This window comes from Allobranchiibius sp. CTAmp26, from assembly GCF_017565405.1.
Lineage (GTDB): Bacteria > Actinomycetota > Actinomycetes > Actinomycetales > Dermatophilaceae > Allobranchiibius.
Genome location: NZ_JAGEKR010000005.1, coordinates 46930 through 63236, shown reverse-complemented (window position 1 = coordinate 63236; position 16307 = coordinate 46930). Strand labels below are relative to the sequence as shown.

Below are 16307 nucleotides of genomic sequence, written 5' to 3'. Positions count from 1 at the left end.
GTCAGACCGCGGTCGGGACCTTCGCGGGCACCTCGGGGATCCCGAGCGGCGTACCCGGCACGCGTGCTGCCGGAGCCGCCACCCGCTCGTACGCCGCGCCCTGAGCCGGGCGTACGTCGTCCGCGCCCTTCGCGGGCCACATCGCGAGCGCGCGTTCGGCCTGGGCCGTGATGGTGAGCGAGGGGTTGACGCCGAGGTTGGCCGAGACCGCCGCCCCGTCGACGACCGACAGGGCCGGGTAGCCCCACACGCGGTGGTAGGGGTCGATGACCCCGGTCCGCGGCGAGTCGGAGATGGTCACGCCGCCGAGGAAGTGCGCGGTCATCGGCATCCCCAGGAACTCCGGCCAGCACGCACCGGGCACCACGTCGACGTCGCCGAGCTTGCTCAGCTGGTCACTGATCGCGCGGATCGCCTTGTGCCCGGTCGGGATCCAGCTCGGGTTGGGCTCGCCGTGGCCCTGCGTGCTGGTGAGGCGAACCCGGCCCAGCCGACGCTTCGCGCTGACGGTGATCGAGTTGTCCAGGGACTGCATGACCAGCGCGATGATGGTGCGCTCGCTCCACTTCGGGCCGAGGGCGCGGCTGAGCCGGACGGGCTGCTTCGCGAACTCGGTGAGCAGCTCCCTCGTCCGGCCGGGCAGCGACTTGTCGCCGTTGATCAGCAGGGTCGACATCAGCCCCATCAGGTTGGAGCCCTTGGCGTAACGGCAGTTCTCGACGTGGGTGTCGCCGTCGAGGTGGAACGACGTGGTGATCGCCACTCCCTTCGTGAGGTCGACGGCCGCATCCGCGGGCACTCGCACGGCGGCCGCCCCGCCCAGCTCCTCGGAGTTGGTGCGGGTGAGCACGCCGAGCCGGTCGGACAACCGCGGCAGCACGTCGGCGGACTTCATCCGGTGCAACAGCTGCTGGGTGCCCCAGGTGCCCGCCGCGACGACCACCTGGCGGGCGGTGACCGTACGCCGGTCGGCGCGCACCCATGCCCCGGTGGACCGGGTGGTGACGCGGAATCCCTCGTCGCCACCGAGCGGCTCCAGCCGCACCACCGTGCGCATCGGCTCGATCCGCACCCCCTTGCGCTCGGCGAGCGCCAGGTAGTTCTTCATCAAGGTGTTCTTCGCCCCGACCCGGCACCCGACCATGCAGTTGCCGCACTCCGTACAGCCGGTGCGCTCCGGCCCCTCACCACCGAAGTACGGGTCGGCGACAGTCTTGCCGGCCTCACCGAAGAACACCCCGACGGGCGTCTTGCGGAAGGTGTCGGATGCACCGAGCTGCGCGGCCGCGTTCTGCATGATCTCCTCGGCGGCGCCCCAGCACGGGTTGTCCTCGACCACGCCGAGCATCCGGCGCGCGACGTCGTAGTGCGGGGTGAGCTCGTCCTCCCAATCGGTGATGCCGGCCCACTGCGGGTCCTCAAAGAACGGGGTCGGCGGCTTGTAGAGCGTGTTCGCGTAGTTCAGCGAACCTCCGCCCACGCCGGCGCCGGCCAGGATCATCACGTCGGGCAGCCGGTGGTAGCGCTGCACGCCGAAGCACTTGAACGCCGGCGCCCACAGGTATTTGCGCACGTCCCAGGAGGTCTTGGCGAAGTCGGAGTCCTCGAAACGGCGCCCCGCTTCGTAGACGAGCACGTCGTAGCCCTTCTCAGCGGCGCGTAACGCCGCCACGGAGCCGCCGAACCCGGAGCCGATCACCACTACGTCATGGTCGTACGTCGTCATCGCCATCCATCGCTTTCCTCGTCGAGGCCAGGTGCCCTGCGGTAGTTACTGCAGAGTAGGTGACGACGGTCACACAAGGGAAGCCGAACGGCGCGTCGGACTCAGCTGCGCTGGTACGGGGCCACGACAACCTCGACCCGCTGGAACTCCTTGAGGTCGGAGTACCCCGTGGTGGCCATGGCCCGCCGAAGGGCGCCGACCATGTTGGTGGAGCCGTCGGCGGACTGGCCCGGGCCGGTCAGGATCTGCTCCAGGGTGCCGACGGTGCCGACCTCGACCCGCTCGCCGCGCGGCAGGTCGTGGTGATGGGCCTCGGAGCCCCAGTGGAAACCGCGCCCCGGCGCCTCGGTCGAGCGAGCCAGCGCCGCGCCCAGCATCACGGCGTCCGCGCCGCAGGCGACGGCCTTGACCACGTCGCCGCTGGTGCCGAGTCCGCCGTCGGCGATGACGTGTACGTAGCGCCCACCGGTCTCGTCCATGTAGTCGCGCCGAGCGGCCGCGATATCGGCGACGGCCGACGCCAGGGGCGCGTGGATGCCGAGGGTGCGCCGGGTGGTGTGCGCCGCTCCCCCGCCGAAGCCGACCAGGACACCGGCGGCGCCGGTGCGCATCAGGTGCAGCGCCGCGGTGTACGTCGCGACGCCGCCGACGATGACGGGCACGTCGAGCTCGTAGATGAAGCGCTTGAGGTTCAGCGGCTCCGCGCGGCCGGAGACGTGCTCCGCGGACACCGTCGTGCCCCGGATGACGAACAGGTCCACACCGGCGTCGACCACTGTGCGCCAGTGCTCCTGGGTGCGCTGGGGTGACAACGCGCCGGCGACCGTGCAGCCGGAGCCGCGGATCTCCTTCAGCCGCAACTCGATCAGATCGGGTCGGATCGGCTCGTTGTAGAGCTCGCGCATCCGCGCTGTCGCGTTCGCCGGATCCAGGGAGGCGATCTCGGCCAGCAGCGGCTCGGGCGACTCGTAGCGCGTCCAGAGGCCCTCGAGGTCCAGCACCGGCAGTCCGCCGAGCTGGCCGAGGGCGATCGCGGAGGCCGGGGACATCACCGAGTCCATCGGGGCGGCCATCACGGGCAGATCGAAGTGGTACGCGTCGATCTGCCAGGAGACCGACACCTCTTCCGGGTCCCGGGTGCGTCGCGACGGCACGACCGCCACGTCGTCGAACGAATACGCCCGACGTCCTCGTTTGCCGCGGCCGATCTCGATCTCACTCACCGCGTCAGGTTAGCGGGCGCGGCCTCCGCGGCCCGAACCGCGGCGCCGCGGGTCAGCGACCGGAGTAGTTCGGCGCCTCCACGATGCCCTGCACGTCGTGCGGGTGGGACTCCTTCAGCCCGGCGGAGGTGATCCGCACGAAGCGGCCGCGCTCCTGCAGCTGCGGCACGGTGCGCGCGCCGACGTAGAACATCGACTGGTGCAGCCCACCGACCAGCTGCCGGGTCACCGCGCCGAGAGGTCCGCGGTAGGCGACCCGGCCCTCGATACCCTCCGGCACGATCTCGTCGTCGCTGGCGACATCGGCCTGGAAATAGCGGTCCTTGGAGAACGACGTCTTGCCGCGCGAGGCCATCGCGCCGAGCGAACCCATCCCCCGGTAGGCCTTGAACTGCTTGCCGTTGATGAGGATCAGCTCCCCCGGCGACTCCTCGCAGCCGGCCAGCAACGAGCCGACCATGACCGAACTCGCTCCCGCTACGAGGGCTTTGGCGATATCGCCGGAGTACTGCAGCCCGCCGTCGGCGATGACGGGCACGCCGGCCGGATGTGCGGCCTGCGCCGCGTCGTACACCGCGGTCACCTGCGGCACCCCCACGCCGGCCACCACACGGGTGGTGCAGATCGACCCCGGGCCGACGCCCACCTTGACCGCGTCGACACCGGCCTCGACCAGCGCCTTGGCACCGTCGTACGTCGCGACGTTGCCGCCGATGATCTGCACGTGCCGGGTGGCGGGATCGGACTTGAGCTTGCGGATCATGTCGAGCATCAGCCGGGCGTGCCCGTTGGCGACGTCGGGCACCAGCACGTCGACACCGGCCTCGACGAGAGTGGTGGCGCGCTCCCACGCATCGCCGAAGTAACCGATCGCAGCCGCGACCAGCAGCCGTCCGTGTTCGTCGTTGGACGCAAGGGGGAACTGCTCGGACTTCACGAAGTCCTTGACGGTGATCAGCCCCGCGAGTCGGCCCTCGCCGTCCACCAGGGGAAGCCGCTCGCGCTTGTGCTGGCGCAGCAGCGTCGTGGCAGCCTCGCGGCTGATGTCGGCGGGCCCGGTGACCAGGGGCGGGTGGGTCATCACCTCGTCGACCTTGGTGGTGGCCCACTCCGCGACGGGGGTGAAGCGCAGGTCGCGGTTGGTGATGATGCCGATCAACCGGTCGTCGGGGTCCACGACCGGGAGGCCGGACACGCGGTAGCGACCGCAGATCTCGTCCAACTGCTCCAGAGTGGCGTCCGGCCCGATCGTCACCGGGCGGTCGATGATGCCGGTCTGGGTGCGCTTGACCATGTCGACCTGGTCGGCCTGGTCGGCGATCGAGAGGTTGCGGTGCAGCACTCCGATGCCGCCCTGGCGGGCCATCGCGATGGCCATCCGCGACTCGGTGACGGTGTCCATCGCCGCCGAGATCAGCGGCACCTTCAGGCTGATCTCGCGGGTCAGAGCACTGGTGGTGTCGACCTCGCTGGGGATGACGTCGGTCTCATTCGGCAAGAGCAGCACATCGTCGTACGTCAGTCCGAGCGGGCCGAACATCGCGGGGACGGAACGGTCTTCGAAATTGTCCTGCGCCATTGCCCGATTATAGGCGGCTGCGGCACCGACGATTTCCGTGGTCCGGGATCAGCCGGCGCTGCCCGTGGGGGTCGAGGACGGCGCCGGCGGGGAGGAGGACGTCGACGTGGACAGCCGCGGTGTCGGGCTCGTCATGATCGTCGAGGTGGGCGAACTCGTCGCCGGGTTCGTCGGCAACGTCGGCCGCACGGTGCGGGTCGGCACCGAGGTCGTGCTGGGCGGCGAACCGGTCGAACCTGGCGCGGTGGTCGGCGCCACCGTCGTGGGCGGGGTGGTGGGCTTGGGTGACGTCGTCATCGTGGGCGCCGTCGTCGTGGGCTTCGACGTGCGCGTCGGGGCGGTCCGGGAGCTCGTCGGCCGCCGCGAGGAGGTCGATCCCGGCGCCGGGCGCCGGAAGATCGACGAGGGCGAGAGGGTTGAGGATCGGACGGAGGACGAGGAGACCGTGATGAGGTCCTGCGGGGAGCCCGGCAGCGGCGGCGCGGTGAGCAGCGTGGTGGGGGTGTCCGCGGCCAGCGGCGCACCGGGTGACGGCGTCTGGTGCTGGGTGGCGACCTCGGGGGCCTCGAAGACCAGACCCCTCGTCACCTGACCCAGCTGGTGCAGGACAGGCACGGTGGTGCTGGTCATCGCAGCGGCCATCCCGCTGACGGAGAGCGTGCCCACAAGCACGGCGGCAGCGACCCCCGCGCGCACACCTCCGCGCCGGGTGCGCGCGTACCGGCCGGCGGCCTTCTCGACGCGCGGGGAGCAGAGGTCGTCCACGTGGTCGACCCAGCCGGTGAGCAGATCCGTGACGGCGTCGTCCCCGCGGGCGCTGTGCCCTCCGGCGCGCGAGCCGATCTGGTCCAGCAGCTCGTCGTCGCTCTGGATGCGGTGGATGGAGGGAGGGGTCACAGCGCCTCACCCCCGCTGGGAAGCAGCGAACGCAGCCGCGTCAGGGCGCGGTGTTGAGCCACCCGGACGGCACCGGCCGTCATCCCGAGCGCAGCAGCCGTCTCGTCGGCACTCATCCCGACGGCGACCCGCAGGGTGAGGATCTCGCGGTGTTGCGGGGAGAGCCTGTGGAGCAGTTTCCAGATCCGGTCCGCCTGCTCACCGGCGACGGCGGCGGCCTCGGGGCCGGGTGCGCTGTCCACCGACTCGGGCACCTCGTCCGTGGGCTGCGGGCCGCGCATGACGGATCGCTGGACGTCGGCCACCTTGTTGGCGGCGATCCGATAGATGAACGCCTCGAAGGGAAGTCCGCGGTCGACGTAGCGGGGCAGTGCGGTCAAGACGGCCACACACACCTCCTGCGCCGCGTCCGCGGCCGCATGAGTGGCAGCCGAGTGCCGCCCGAGCCGCCCCCGCGCGTACCGGAGGGCGATCTGGTGCACAGCTGCCATCAACTGGTCGGTGGCTGCCGCGTCCCCATCGCAGGCATCTGCCACCAGGTCGCACAGCGGAATCTGCACGTCCGCCGGTTCCATCGTGGGCCGAGCCGATTTCGTTACGCCGTCGCCGAGGGTCGCCGGAGAGCCCCACTGCTCGTGGGGTGTCGGCTGCGGACCGCCGAAACTCATCCAGCTCCTTCGACCTACCGGGTCGCCTGCTCGACCGATGGTGGCAGTCCACCGTAACCAGCCGCGCGTGCCCGTCGTCAATTGCGGGGGTCACCGGTCGCACGCCTGACACCATGGCCGGTATGACGACCGCCCCACTCCAGGTGCCCATCCGCGACGAATCCATCCGGCTCGGCCAGCTGCTCAAACTCGCAGGAGTCGTCGAGGACGGTGCGCAGGCCCGGGCCCTGATCCAGGGCGGCGAGGTGCTCGTGGACGGTGAGGTCGAGACCCGGCGCGCGCGGGCAGTGCCGGTGGGCGCCGTCGTCCGTCTGGGCGACGTCGAGGTGCACGTCGTCGCCGACTGAGACCCCTTCGAACGTGACGAGCCCCCAGCCGTGCGGCTGGGGGCTCGTCGTCGTGCGATTCAGCTCAGCTCAGTGCGAGTGGCCGTGGCTGTGCCCGGCGTCCGCCGAGTCTTCCTCTTCCTTCTTCTCCACCACGAGCGTGTCGGTGGTGAGCACCATCGACGCGATCGAGGCGGCGTTGCGCAGCGCCGACCGGGTGACCTTGACCGGGTCGATGACACCGGACTTGATCAGGTCGCCGTACTCGCCGGTGGCGGCGTTCAGGCCGTTGCCCGGCTCCAGGTCACGGACCTTGGAGACCGCGACGTAGCCCTCGAGGCCGGCGTTCTCGGCGATCCAGCGCAGCGGCTCGACCACGGCCTTGCCGATCAGCGCGGCACCGGTGGCCTCGTCGCCCTCGAGCGCGAGGTTCTGCAGTGCGGCCGAGGCGTGCACCAGTGCGGAGCCACCGCCGGCGACGATGCCCTCTTCGATGGCCGCGCGGGTCGCGGAGATCGCGTCCTCGATGCGGTGCTTCTTCTCCTTCAGCTCCACCTCGGTGTGCGCGCCGACCTTGATGACGCAGACGCCGCCGGCCAGCTTCGCGAGCCGCTCCTGCAGCTTCTCGCGGTCCCAGTCGGAGTCGGTGCGCTCGATCTCGGCCTTGAGCTCCTTGACGCGTCCGTCGACATCGGCGGAGTCGCCCTGGCCCTCGATGACCGTGGTGTTGTCCTTGGTGACCACGGTGCGCCGGGCCTGACCCAGCACCTCGAGACCGACCTGGTCCAGCTTCAGACCGATCTCCTCGGCGACGACCTGGCCACCGGTGAGGATCGCGATGTCCTGCAGCATGGCCTTGCGGCGGTCGCCGAAGCCCGGCGCCTTCACCGCGACGACGTTGAACGTGCCACGGATCTTGTTGACCACCAGGGTGGACAGCGCCTCACCGTCGATGTCCTCGGCGATGATCAGCAGCGGCTTGCCGGCCTGCACGACCTTCTCCAGCAGCGGCAGCACATCGGCGACAGCCGAGATCTTGCCCTGGTTGATCAGGATGTAGGCGTCCTCCAGGACGGCCTCCATCCGCTCCGGGTCGGAGACGAAGTACGGGCTGATGTAGCCCTTGTCGAACTGCATGCCCTCGGTGAAGTCCAGCTCGGTGATCGCGGTGGAGGACTCCTCGACCGTGATGACGCCGTCCTTGCCAACCTTGTCGAACGCCTCGGCGATCAACGAACCGACGGTGCTGTCCTGCGCGGACAGCGTGGCGACCTGGGCGATCTCGTCCTTGCCCTCCAGCTCGCGGGCGGTCGCGAGCAGGCGGTCGTTGATGGCCTCGACGGCCTTGTCGATGCCGCGCTTCAGGGCGGACGGCGCGGCGCCGGCCGCGACGTTGCGCAGGCCTTCCTTGACCATGGCCTGGGCGAGCACCGTGGCGGTGGTGGTGCCGTCACCGGCGACGTCGTTGGTCTTGGTGGCGACCTCCTTGGCGAGCTGCGCGCCGAGGTTCTCGTAGGGGTCGTCCAGCTCGACCTCGCGGGCGATGGTCACCCCGTCGTTGGTGATCGTGGGGGCGCCCCACTTCTTGTCGATGACGACGTTGCGGCCCTTGGGGCCGAGCGTCACCTTGACGGCGTTCGCGAGTGCGTCGACACCGCGCTCGAGGGACTTGCGGGCGGAGTCGTTGAACTCCAGCGTCTTAGCCATGTGTGGTCCTTAGATGTCTCGTGGATGCGTGCGGGAGGCAGGCAGCTGGTACGACGACGCCCCGGCGGCGGGCCCGGCAGCGTTGATGACGGGCCCACAGCCGGGGCGTGCGACGTACGAGATGTCGTCAGCTACGTGACGACGGAGTTACTTGACGACCGCGAGGATGTCGCGGGCGGACAAGATGAGCAGCTCCTCGCCGGAGTACTTCACCTCGGTGCCGCCGTACTTGCTGTAGATGACCTTGTCGCCGACGGCGACGTCCAGCGGGACGCGGTTGCCGTGGTCGTCGATGCGACCGGGACCGACGGCCAGGACCTCGCCCTCCTGGGGCTTCTCCTTGGCGGTGTCCGGGATGACCAGGCCGGAGGCGGTGGTCTGCTCGGCCTCGACGGACTTGACGACGACGCGGTCTTCGAGCGGCGTGATGTTGACCGACACGGTGGGGACCTTCCTTGGTGGCCTGCCGATGGCAGGGAGTTGGTGGTCCCTGGGAACCTCGCCGGTGAAGGCGGTTCGAGGACGCCGTCGCGGGGTCGGCCTCGGTGCCTGCACTGGCACTGTCCCAGGGGGAGTGCCAGCCCTGAATCTATGCCGCGCGTTAGCACTCGTGCAACTCGAGTGCCAAACCCGCACGGAGGGGCGCCGCGAGCGTAGGAGCGAGCCGGTCGTGCGTCAGAATGTCCGCCATGGATCCCGCCCTGGTGCACCGGCTCGCGTCGGGCGAGGGGTGGGGTCTGCTGCAGTCCCTGCCACCGTACGACGCGTCCGAGACGATGTCGCTGGCGACCAGGCTGCGTGGCGAGGGGTTCGACGCCGAGCTGGTCTCGGCAGCGCTCACCCAGTCCGATCTGCGGGCCCGCGCCGAGGCCAAGTTCGGCGCCGCCGCCCGCGAGATGCTTTTCACCCGCGACGGCCTGGAACAGGCCACCAGGGCCCGGATCGCTGAGCACCACGCGACCCGGTTCGCCGAGGCCGGCGTGCGTCACGTCTACGACCTCGGCTGCGGCATCGGCGCCGACGCGATGGCCACGGCCCGCGCCGGGATCGCCCTCACTGCGGTCGACGCCGACGAGGCGACCGCCGCGATCGCCGCCGTCAATCTGCGCCACTGGCCACAGGCCCAGGTGCGGCACGCGGCGGCCGAGCACGTCGACATCCCGACCGGCGAGGACGGCCGATCCTGCGGGGTGTGGGTCGACCCGGCGCGGCGTACCCCGGGCGTGGCCGACGCCCAGGGACGCACCCGCCGGCTCTTCCGGCTCGAGGACATCAGCCCGTCCTGGGACGACGTGCGCGGCTACCTGACCCGCACCCCGGCCGCCGGGGCCAAGCTCAGCCCGGCCTTCCCGCACGCGGCGGTGCCACCGGGCGTGGAGGCGCAATGGACGTCGTACGACGGGGAGGTCCTGGAGTGCGCGCTGTGGGCCGGCGCCACCGTGCGGACACCCGGGCGCACCGCGTGCGTGCTGCGGGAGCACGTCGGCGCCCTCGTCACCGAGCAGGACGCCGCGGGTGCCCAGCCGATGCCCGCCGAACTCAGCCGTCTCGGCCCCTACCTCTACGAACCGGACCGCGCCGTCCTCCGCGCGGGCCTGGTCGGGGCGCTGGTCAACGCGGCCGACGGACGCGAGCTGTCACCAGGGGTGGGCTACGTCACCGGGCTCGCCGACGTCCAGCTGCCGTGGGCCCGCCGGTACGCCATAACGGACGCGATGCCCTACAACCTCAAGGGGCTTCGCGCCCTGTTGCGGGACCGGGACACCGGCAACCTCACCATCAAGAAGCGCGGGGTGTCACTGGACGCCGACCAGCTGCGCCGCCAGTTGCGGCTGCAGGGCGACCGCTCCACCACCATCGTCATCACCCGGGTGGGCGGCGCGCAGGTCGTGCTCGTGGTGACCCCGCTGTGAGCCGGCGTCGCCGTCTCGCTCCCGCGGCCCTGCCCGTGGTGCTCGCGCTCGCCGCCTGTTCCGGGGGTGCCGGATCGGCGTCGTCCATGTCCTCGGCGTCGGGCGGGGCCATCTCGGCCGCCGCGGGCCGCACCACGAACGCGACTCGCGCGACCCCGACGCCCCGGGCGACGTCGTCGACCCCGTCCTCCACCTCCCGCTCTCCCCAATCGACGCCCAGCACGCCGACGACTCGCACCTCGACCTCGCCGACCCGTACGAGCGCGCCGAAGAAATCGACGAAGCCGGCGACCTGCATCGATTCGCTCGTGGTCCGGATGACGCCCGCGCAACGCGCCGGTCAGCTGGTCATGGTGGGGATGACGACCGGCGGGGGCGCGGCCGTCCGACGCGCGATCACCGTCTCCCACGTCGGGTCGGTCTACTACGCAGGGGGCTGGCGCGGATCGGCGACGGTGCGCGCCGCATCGGCGGCCTTGCAGGCGCGCGCGACGAGCGCCGGCTCTCCCGGGTTGCTGGTCGCCGCCGATCAGGAGGGCGGGGAGGTGCAGGAGCTGCGCGGCAGCGGATTCCCGGCGATCGCCTCGGCCACCGCCCAGGCGCAGATGTCCGCGGCCGCGCGCACGGCGTACGCCGCGTCGTTCTCCCGCGCACTGCGGACCGCGGGCCTCAACCTGGACCTGGCACCCGTCGCCGACACGGTGCCCGCCGCCATCGGCATCCGGAACGCGCCGATCGGGGCCTTCCACCGGGAGTACGGCAGCGACCCGCGCGCCGTCGCGGGAGCGGTGGGCGACGTGGTCCGCGGGATGCGGGCGGCCGGGGTGGGCGCCACGCTCAAGCACTTCCCCGGCCTCGGCCGGATCACCGCCAACACCGACACCAGCTCCACCGGCATCACCGACCCCGTCGCGAGCGTGACCGACCCCCACCTCCGGCCGTTCGCCGCGGGGATCGCCGCCGGCGCGCAGGCCGTGATGGTCTCCTCGGCGCGCTATCCGCGGTTGGACGCCCGCCGACCGGCCGTGTTCTCACGCGCGGTGATCACGGGGCTGCTGCGCAACAGGCTCGGCTTCGGCGGTCTGGTCATCACGGACGACGTGCACACTCCCGCACTGGCGGCCACCCCGGTGGGCGAGCGCGCCGTGCGGTTCGTGCAGGCCGGCGGGGACGTGCTGCTCACCGCGGCGCCCGACCTCGCACCCGGGCTCACCCGCGGGCTGTTGACCCGGATGACGGCGGACCGGGCGTTCGCGGGCGTCGTGGAGGCCGCCGTACGGCGGGTGCTGGCCACGAAGGCGAGACTGGGACTGCTCCGCTGCCGGTGATCGCGCGCTAGCGGGCCTGGACCAGCTCCACCGGCATCGAGGAGTCCGCGGGCAGGGCGAACGAGCTCGGTGCGTGCCCGCGCGCCACGATCTGCGCACCCAGCGCCGCGACCATCGCGCCGTTGTCGGTGCACAGCCGCACCCGCGGCACCCGCAGGCTGATGCCGGCGTCGGCGCACCGCTGCTCGGCCAGCTCGCGCAGCCGGCTGTTGGCCGTCACGCCGCCGCCGATCTGCAGATCGTGGATGCCGTGCTCGCGGCAGGCGTCGATCGCCTTGCGGGTCAGCACATCCGCGACCGCCTCGTTGAAGCTGGCGGCCACGTCGGCGACCGGGATCGGCTCCCCCGCCCGCTCACGCTCCTGCACCCACCGCACCACGGCCGTCTTCAGTCCCGAGAAGGAGAAATCGAACCGGTGTCGCTCCAGGTCCTTGCGCGCCGTCAACCCCCGGGGGAATGCGATCGCCCGCGGATCCCCTTGTGCCGCAGCCTGATCGATGCTCGGTCCACCCGGATAGGGCAGTCCGAGCAACCGTGCGACCTTGTCGAAGGCCTCCCCCGCCGCGTCGTCGACGGTCGCGCCGAGCGACTGCACGTCGTCGGCGATGTCGCGCACCAGGAGCAGGTTCGTGTGACCCCCGGAGACCAAAAGCGCGACCGTGGGCTCCGGCAGCGGGCCGTGGTCGAGGACGTCGGCGCAGACGTGGGCGCACAGGTGGTTCACGCCGTAGAGCGGTTTGCCTAGCGCCCACGCCACCGCCTTCGCGGCAGCGACCCCCACCATCAAGGCACCGGCCAGACCCGGCCCGGAGGTGACCGCCACCGCGTCGACATCGGACAGGCGTGACCCGGCATCGGCGCACGCACGCTCGATCGTCGGGATCATCGCCTCCAGGTGCGCGCGGCTGGCCACCTCGGGCACCACGCCGCCGAATCGGGCGTGCTCCTGCACACTGCTCGCGACGGCGTCGGCGAGCAGGGTCGTGCCGCGGACGAACGACACTCCCGTCTCGTCGCACGAGCTCTCGATGCCGAGCACCAGGGGTCCGTCAGTCGCCATGGGTCTGCTCCTCCCGCAGATGACGCCGCATCACCAGCGCGTCGATGTCACCCGGCTGGTAGTAGCGGCGGCGTACGCCGATCTGCTCGAAACCGCTGTGCTCGTATAGCTTTCGAGCGGGGTCGTTGTCGGACCGCACTTCGAGCAGCACCGCCGAGACCGCGGCAGTCGTCGCCTGCGCCACCAACTCGTCCAACAGCAGCCGGCCGACGCCGGTGCCCTGTGCCGCGGGGGCCACCGCGATGGTCATCACGTCGGCGACGTCGCCGGCCACCGACAACCCGGCATAGCCGACGATGCGATCGTCATCCTGCGCCACCAGGTAGACGCGTTGCGGCCGCCCGGCGAGCTCGCTCCACCACGTGCGGGCGGACCAGGCGTCGTCGACGAAGAGCTGCTGCTCCAACTCGACCAGGACGTCGATGTCGGTCCAACTCATCGGGCGAAGCAGCGCCGTCACGACAGCACCGACTTCTGTGCGGCCGAGGGCTGGGCGTCCGGCTGCCGAAGGTAGAGCGGCGTGGGGGGCAGCAGTTCGCCGCCGTGCTCGAGCCGGTGGACCACCAGACCGGCGAGCGCACCGGCGTCGACATCGGTGACCGGCACCACGACGCCGAAGTCCGCCGGGTAGAGCAGCGGACCGCGTCCGGCGGTCGGTAGGGCGCGTACGGCGGGGTCGAGCGCGGCGGGGGTGCTGACCGCGGGGTCCCCCAGACGGGCGACGCCGCCGGCGCGCACCGTGTAGCGCGCCCAGTAGACCTCTTTGCGCCGGGCGTCGGTGGCGACGAGGAACTCACCGTGCTCCCCGCGCGATGCGATCTCGTGGGCGATCGCATCCAGGCTGCAGACCGCGTGCACGGGGATCCCGAGCGCCAGGCCGAGGGTCGTGGCCGTGACGATGCCGACCCGCAGCCCGGTGAACGGTCCGGGGCCGACGCCGACGGCCACGGCGTCCAGGTCGCGGGGGCTCAGCCCGGCATGCGCCATCACCGAATCGATGGTGGGAGTGAGGGTTTCGGCATGCCGACGGGCGTCCGGGACGGACTCGCTCGCGAGCACCCGGGTCCCGTCGTGGACCGCGGCGGTCACGGCGGAGGTCGCGGTGTCGATGGCCAGCAGCACGTGGCTCACGCTAACGCGGCGAGCAACTGCTCGAACCGGGGACCGACCGCGTGGGCCTCCACGTGGCGATCGAGGTCGCCGGACAACTGCAGCTCGAGCCGCTGCGGCGCAAGGCTCTCGGCGATGCCGCCACCCCACTCCACGACGGTCACGGCGTCCTCGAGCGCGGTGTCCAGATCGACGTCGTCCAACTCGGCCGGGCCGCTCAGCCGATAGGCGTCCACGTGCACCAACGGCGGTCCGCCGACGAGGGAGGGGTGGGTGCGGGAGATGACGAACGTCGGCGACGTGATCGGCCCGCGCACCCCCATCCCCCGGGCGATCCCCTGGGTGAGGGTCGTCTTGCCCGCTCCGAGCCCGCCGGTGAGGATGACCAGGTCGCCGGCGCGCAGCAGCGTGCCGAGGCCGGCGCCCCAGTCCTGCAGCGCGTCGGCCGTGGCGAACGTCCACGTGCTCATGACGCCGAGTTGCCCCGGGCCTTCGTCGCCGGGATGTGCGGTGCGCCGGCGACCCGTTGTACGACGCGGCGCGCACGCTTCTTCGGGCGAGTCTGACCGGCTAGAGCGCGGCAGGCGCGGTCGATCATGTCGATCAGGTGCTCGTCGACGATCTCCGGGTACTCCAGTGGCAGCACGTGCCCGGCGTTGCGCACCAGCACGTACTCGGCGCCGGGGATCGCGTCGACGATCGCCTCGGAGTGTGCGTCCGGGGTGATCCGGTCGTGGTCGCCGTGCATGACCAGGGTCTCGATGCCGATGAACTCACGCAGTGCCGCGCGCTCGTCGTGCAGCATCAGCGAGGACAGGTAGGCCGAGGTGGTGGACATCTTGGTGGTGAAGATCATCTCCGCGACCAGCCGCACGATCGACATCGGCACCGGCGACGCGAACGACCACCGGTGCACCAGGTAGGCCTCGAGGTCCTTGCCGGCGTGCCGGGTGCTGGTGACCAGCGCCTCCTGGTCCGACAGGCGCAACATCGCGGCGGGACCGAGACGGTGCACGATCGTGCCCAGCTGTCGACCCAGCCCGTAGTTGACGCTGGCGAGGTCGCCGGCGCTGCTGGAGATGAACGCCGCCCCGATCACCCTCTCCCGCAACACTTCCGGGTACGCGGAGGCGAAGGACATCATCGTCATCCCGCCCATCGAGTGACCGACCAGCACGATCGGCCCCGTCGGCGTGGTCTGCGCGATGACCGCGCCGAGGTCGCGACCGAGCTGTCGCACGGTGTACGTCGAGTCCTCGGCGTCCTCGCTGCGACCGTGGCCGCGCACGTCCCACAGCACCACCCGGTAGCCCGCCGCACGCAGCATCCGACGCTGGAACACCCAGACCGTGAGGTTGTGCGTGTACCCGTGCGACAGGACCACGGTCGGTCGGCCCTCGTGGCCCTCGGGTTCGTCGATCTCCACGTGCAACGGCACGCCGTCCTCGGCGATGACGACGCGCTCCTCGTCGGGCACCTCCACGTAGTCGTCGGAGACGCCGAGCGAGATCGCCGTACGCCGGGCTCGCCAGAGCCGGTCGGCCGTGACGCCGGCCGCCGTCGCGACGACCGCACCGGCCAGTCCGGCGCCGATGCCGAGGATCGATTTGCTGGGGCTCACTTCTCGTCCCCCAGGTAGGTCCGTGGCAGCCGGGAGCTCATCCGCGTGATGATCTCGTAGGAGATGGTGCCGGTGGCCTCGGCCCAGTCCTGCGCGGTCGGCGCACCGTCCGCTCCCGTCCCGAAGAGCACCACCGGGTCGCCCGCCCGGACCGACGCGTCGCCGACGTCCACCACGAACTGGTCCATGCAGACCCGGCCGGCGACCGTGTGGCGCTTCCCGGCGACCTGCACCGGCCCGACGTTCGACCCGGCGCGCGGCACCCCGTCGCCGTACCCCATCGGTACGTCGACGACCGTCGTCTCCCGCTCCGGCGCGTAGGTGTGCCCGTAGCTCACGCCTTGGCCGGCCGGGATCCTCTTGACCAGCGCCACATCCGCTGACGCCGTCATGGCGGGCCGCAAGCCGAACGACGTCGGGTCGCCCAGGTGCGGCACGGGGCTGAGCCCGTAGACGGCCAGGCCGGGGCGGACCATGTCCCACGCTGCGGAGGGCTGGGTGAGGGTCGCAGCGGAGTTGGACATGTGCCGCACCTCGATGGCGAAACCGGCCCGCTCCACGTCACGGACGGCGTCGGCGAACTTCTCCTGCTGGGCGCGCACGGTGGGGTGCTCGGGCGCGTCGGCGAACGCGAAGTGGGTGAAGACGCCCACGACGTCGAGGACACCCTCGGCGACGAGAGGCCCGGCCGCTCGTACGAGCTCGGTCCAGTCGGCGCCGTAGGCCCCGTTGCGCGCCAGCCCCGTGTCGACCTTGAGCTGGACCCGCGCCGTACGGCCGATCCGGCGTGCGGCGTCGGCGACGGCGCGCAGAGCCCACGGGGCGGAGACGCCCACGTCGATGGACCGCTGCACCGCCGGGTCGAAGTGCAGACCGGGGGTGTGCAGCCACGACAGCACCGGGGCCTCGACGCCCGCGTCCCGCAGGGCGATCCCTTCGGCCAGTTGCGCGACGCCGAGCCAGGTGGCGCCGCCGCGGAGTGCGGCGCGAGCGCTCGGGACCAGCCCGTGGCCGTAGGCGTCGCCCTTCACCACGGCCATCACCTGCGCGTCACCCGACAACTGCTTGAGGTGGGCGACGTTGTCGCGGATCGCCCCCAGATCGATCGTGAGTCGTGCGGGCTCGCGGGCAGGGGACGGATCGGTCATG

General features: G+C 71.4%; 17 protein-coding genes. 3 read left to right on the top strand and 14 right to left on the bottom strand.

The features are described from left to right. Position 1: 1 nt before the first annotated feature. The 5 genes from J4030_RS03610 to shbA form a co-directional block, all read right to left on the bottom strand. Entirely contained in the window at positions 2-1726 is a 1725-nt protein-coding gene (locus tag J4030_RS03610; protein WP_208047844.1) for a GMC family oxidoreductase N-terminal domain-containing protein, read from the bottom strand. A gap of 101 nt (positions 1727-1827) precedes the next feature. Continuing rightward, entirely contained in the window at positions 1828-2949 is a 1122-nt protein-coding gene (locus tag J4030_RS03605; RefSeq protein ID WP_208047843.1) for a GuaB3 family IMP dehydrogenase-related protein, read from the bottom strand. A gap of 52 nt (positions 2950-3001) precedes the next feature. Continuing rightward, positions 3002-4528 (bottom strand): IMP dehydrogenase, encoded by a 1527-nt coding sequence (gene guaB, locus J4030_RS03600; RefSeq protein WP_243762813.1) that lies wholly within the window; start codon positions 4526-4528, stop codon positions 3002-3004. Between the two features lie 48 nt (positions 4529-4576). Next, the gene (locus tag J4030_RS03595) at positions 4577-5425 is read right to left on the bottom strand and encodes a hypothetical protein (RefSeq protein WP_208047842.1); all 849 of its coding nucleotides are present in this window, start codon (positions 5423-5425) and stop codon (positions 4577-4579) included. Next, on the bottom strand, positions 5422-6000 hold the full coding sequence (shbA, locus tag J4030_RS03590) for an RNA polymerase sigma factor ShbA (RefSeq protein WP_208047896.1): 579 nt from the start codon (positions 5998-6000) through the stop codon (positions 5422-5424). Before shbA ends, J4030_RS03595 begins: the two co-directional genes overlap by 4 nt. A gap of 215 nt (positions 6001-6215) precedes the next feature. Here shbA and J4030_RS03585 point away from each other — a divergent pair, with 215 nt between their 5' ends. Continuing rightward, on the top strand, positions 6216-6440 hold the full coding sequence (locus J4030_RS03585; protein ID WP_374221975.1) for an RNA-binding S4 domain-containing protein: 225 nt from the start codon (positions 6216-6218) through the stop codon (positions 6438-6440). Positions 6441-6509: 69 nt separating this feature from the next. Here the strand turns inward: J4030_RS03585 and groL are convergent, their stop codons facing one another. Next, positions 6510-8126 carry a chaperonin GroEL gene (gene groL, locus J4030_RS03580; protein ID WP_208047840.1) on the bottom strand — a complete coding sequence of 539 codons (1617 nt, stop codon included), beginning with the start codon at positions 8124-8126 and terminating at the stop codon, positions 6510-6512. A 147-nt stretch (positions 8127-8273) separates the two neighbouring features. Next, the gene (groES, locus tag J4030_RS03575; protein ID WP_179479219.1) at positions 8274-8567 is read right to left on the bottom strand and encodes a co-chaperone GroES; all 294 of its coding nucleotides are present in this window, start codon (positions 8565-8567) and stop codon (positions 8274-8276) included. A 248-nt stretch (positions 8568-8815) separates the two neighbouring features. Between groES and J4030_RS03570 the strand changes: the two genes are divergently transcribed. Beyond that, complete coding sequence (locus tag J4030_RS03570) at positions 8816-10039, top strand: class I SAM-dependent methyltransferase (protein WP_208047839.1); 1224 nt, start codon at positions 8816-8818, stop codon at positions 10037-10039. Here the strand turns inward: J4030_RS03570 and J4030_RS03565 are convergent. After that, positions 9990-10337, bottom strand: coding sequence for a hypothetical protein (locus J4030_RS03565; protein ID WP_208047838.1), 348 nt, complete (start codon positions 10335-10337; stop codon positions 9990-9992). The genes J4030_RS03570 and J4030_RS03565 overlap by 50 nt on opposite strands. Before the next feature lie 19 nt (positions 10338-10356). Between J4030_RS03565 and J4030_RS03560 the strand changes: the two genes are divergently transcribed. Beyond that, positions 10357-11367 carry a glycoside hydrolase family 3 protein gene (locus tag J4030_RS03560; RefSeq protein ID WP_208047837.1) on the top strand — a complete coding sequence of 337 codons (1011 nt, stop codon included), beginning with the start codon at positions 10357-10359 and terminating at the stop codon, positions 11365-11367. Between the two features lie 7 nt (positions 11368-11374). Here J4030_RS03560 and tsaD read toward each other — a convergent pair whose 3' ends face one another. The 6 genes from tsaD to alr are packed head-to-tail and all read right to left on the bottom strand — an operon-like array spanning position 11375 to position 16306. Further along, a complete protein-coding gene (gene tsaD, locus J4030_RS03555; RefSeq protein ID WP_208047836.1) occupies positions 11375-12427 on the bottom strand; it encodes a tRNA (adenosine(37)-N6)-threonylcarbamoyltransferase complex transferase subunit TsaD in 1053 nt (350 codons plus the stop codon). After that, positions 12417-12887, bottom strand: coding sequence for a ribosomal protein S18-alanine N-acetyltransferase (gene rimI, locus J4030_RS03550; RefSeq protein WP_307864542.1), 471 nt, complete (start codon positions 12885-12887; stop codon positions 12417-12419). The genes tsaD and rimI overlap by 11 nt, the downstream gene beginning before the upstream one ends. Then, positions 12884-13549 (bottom strand): tRNA (adenosine(37)-N6)-threonylcarbamoyltransferase complex dimerization subunit type 1 TsaB, encoded by a 666-nt coding sequence (tsaB, locus tag J4030_RS03545; protein WP_208047835.1) that lies wholly within the window; start codon positions 13547-13549, stop codon positions 12884-12886. Before tsaB ends, rimI begins: the two co-directional genes overlap by 4 nt. A gap of 5 nt (positions 13550-13554) precedes the next feature. Beyond that, on the bottom strand, positions 13555-14007 hold the full coding sequence (tsaE, locus tag J4030_RS03540) for a tRNA (adenosine(37)-N6)-threonylcarbamoyltransferase complex ATPase subunit type 1 TsaE (RefSeq protein WP_208047834.1): 453 nt from the start codon (positions 14005-14007) through the stop codon (positions 13555-13557). Continuing rightward, entirely contained in the window at positions 14004-15158 is a 1155-nt protein-coding gene (locus J4030_RS03535; RefSeq protein WP_208047833.1) for an alpha/beta fold hydrolase, read from the bottom strand. The genes tsaE and J4030_RS03535 overlap by 4 nt, the downstream gene beginning before the upstream one ends. Further along, positions 15155-16306: an alanine racemase gene (gene alr / locus J4030_RS03530; protein ID WP_208047832.1), complete on the bottom strand. Its 1152-nt coding sequence runs from the start codon at positions 16304-16306 to the stop codon at positions 15155-15157. The genes J4030_RS03535 and alr overlap by 4 nt, the downstream gene beginning before the upstream one ends. Between the last annotated feature and the right edge of the window lies 1 nt (position 16307).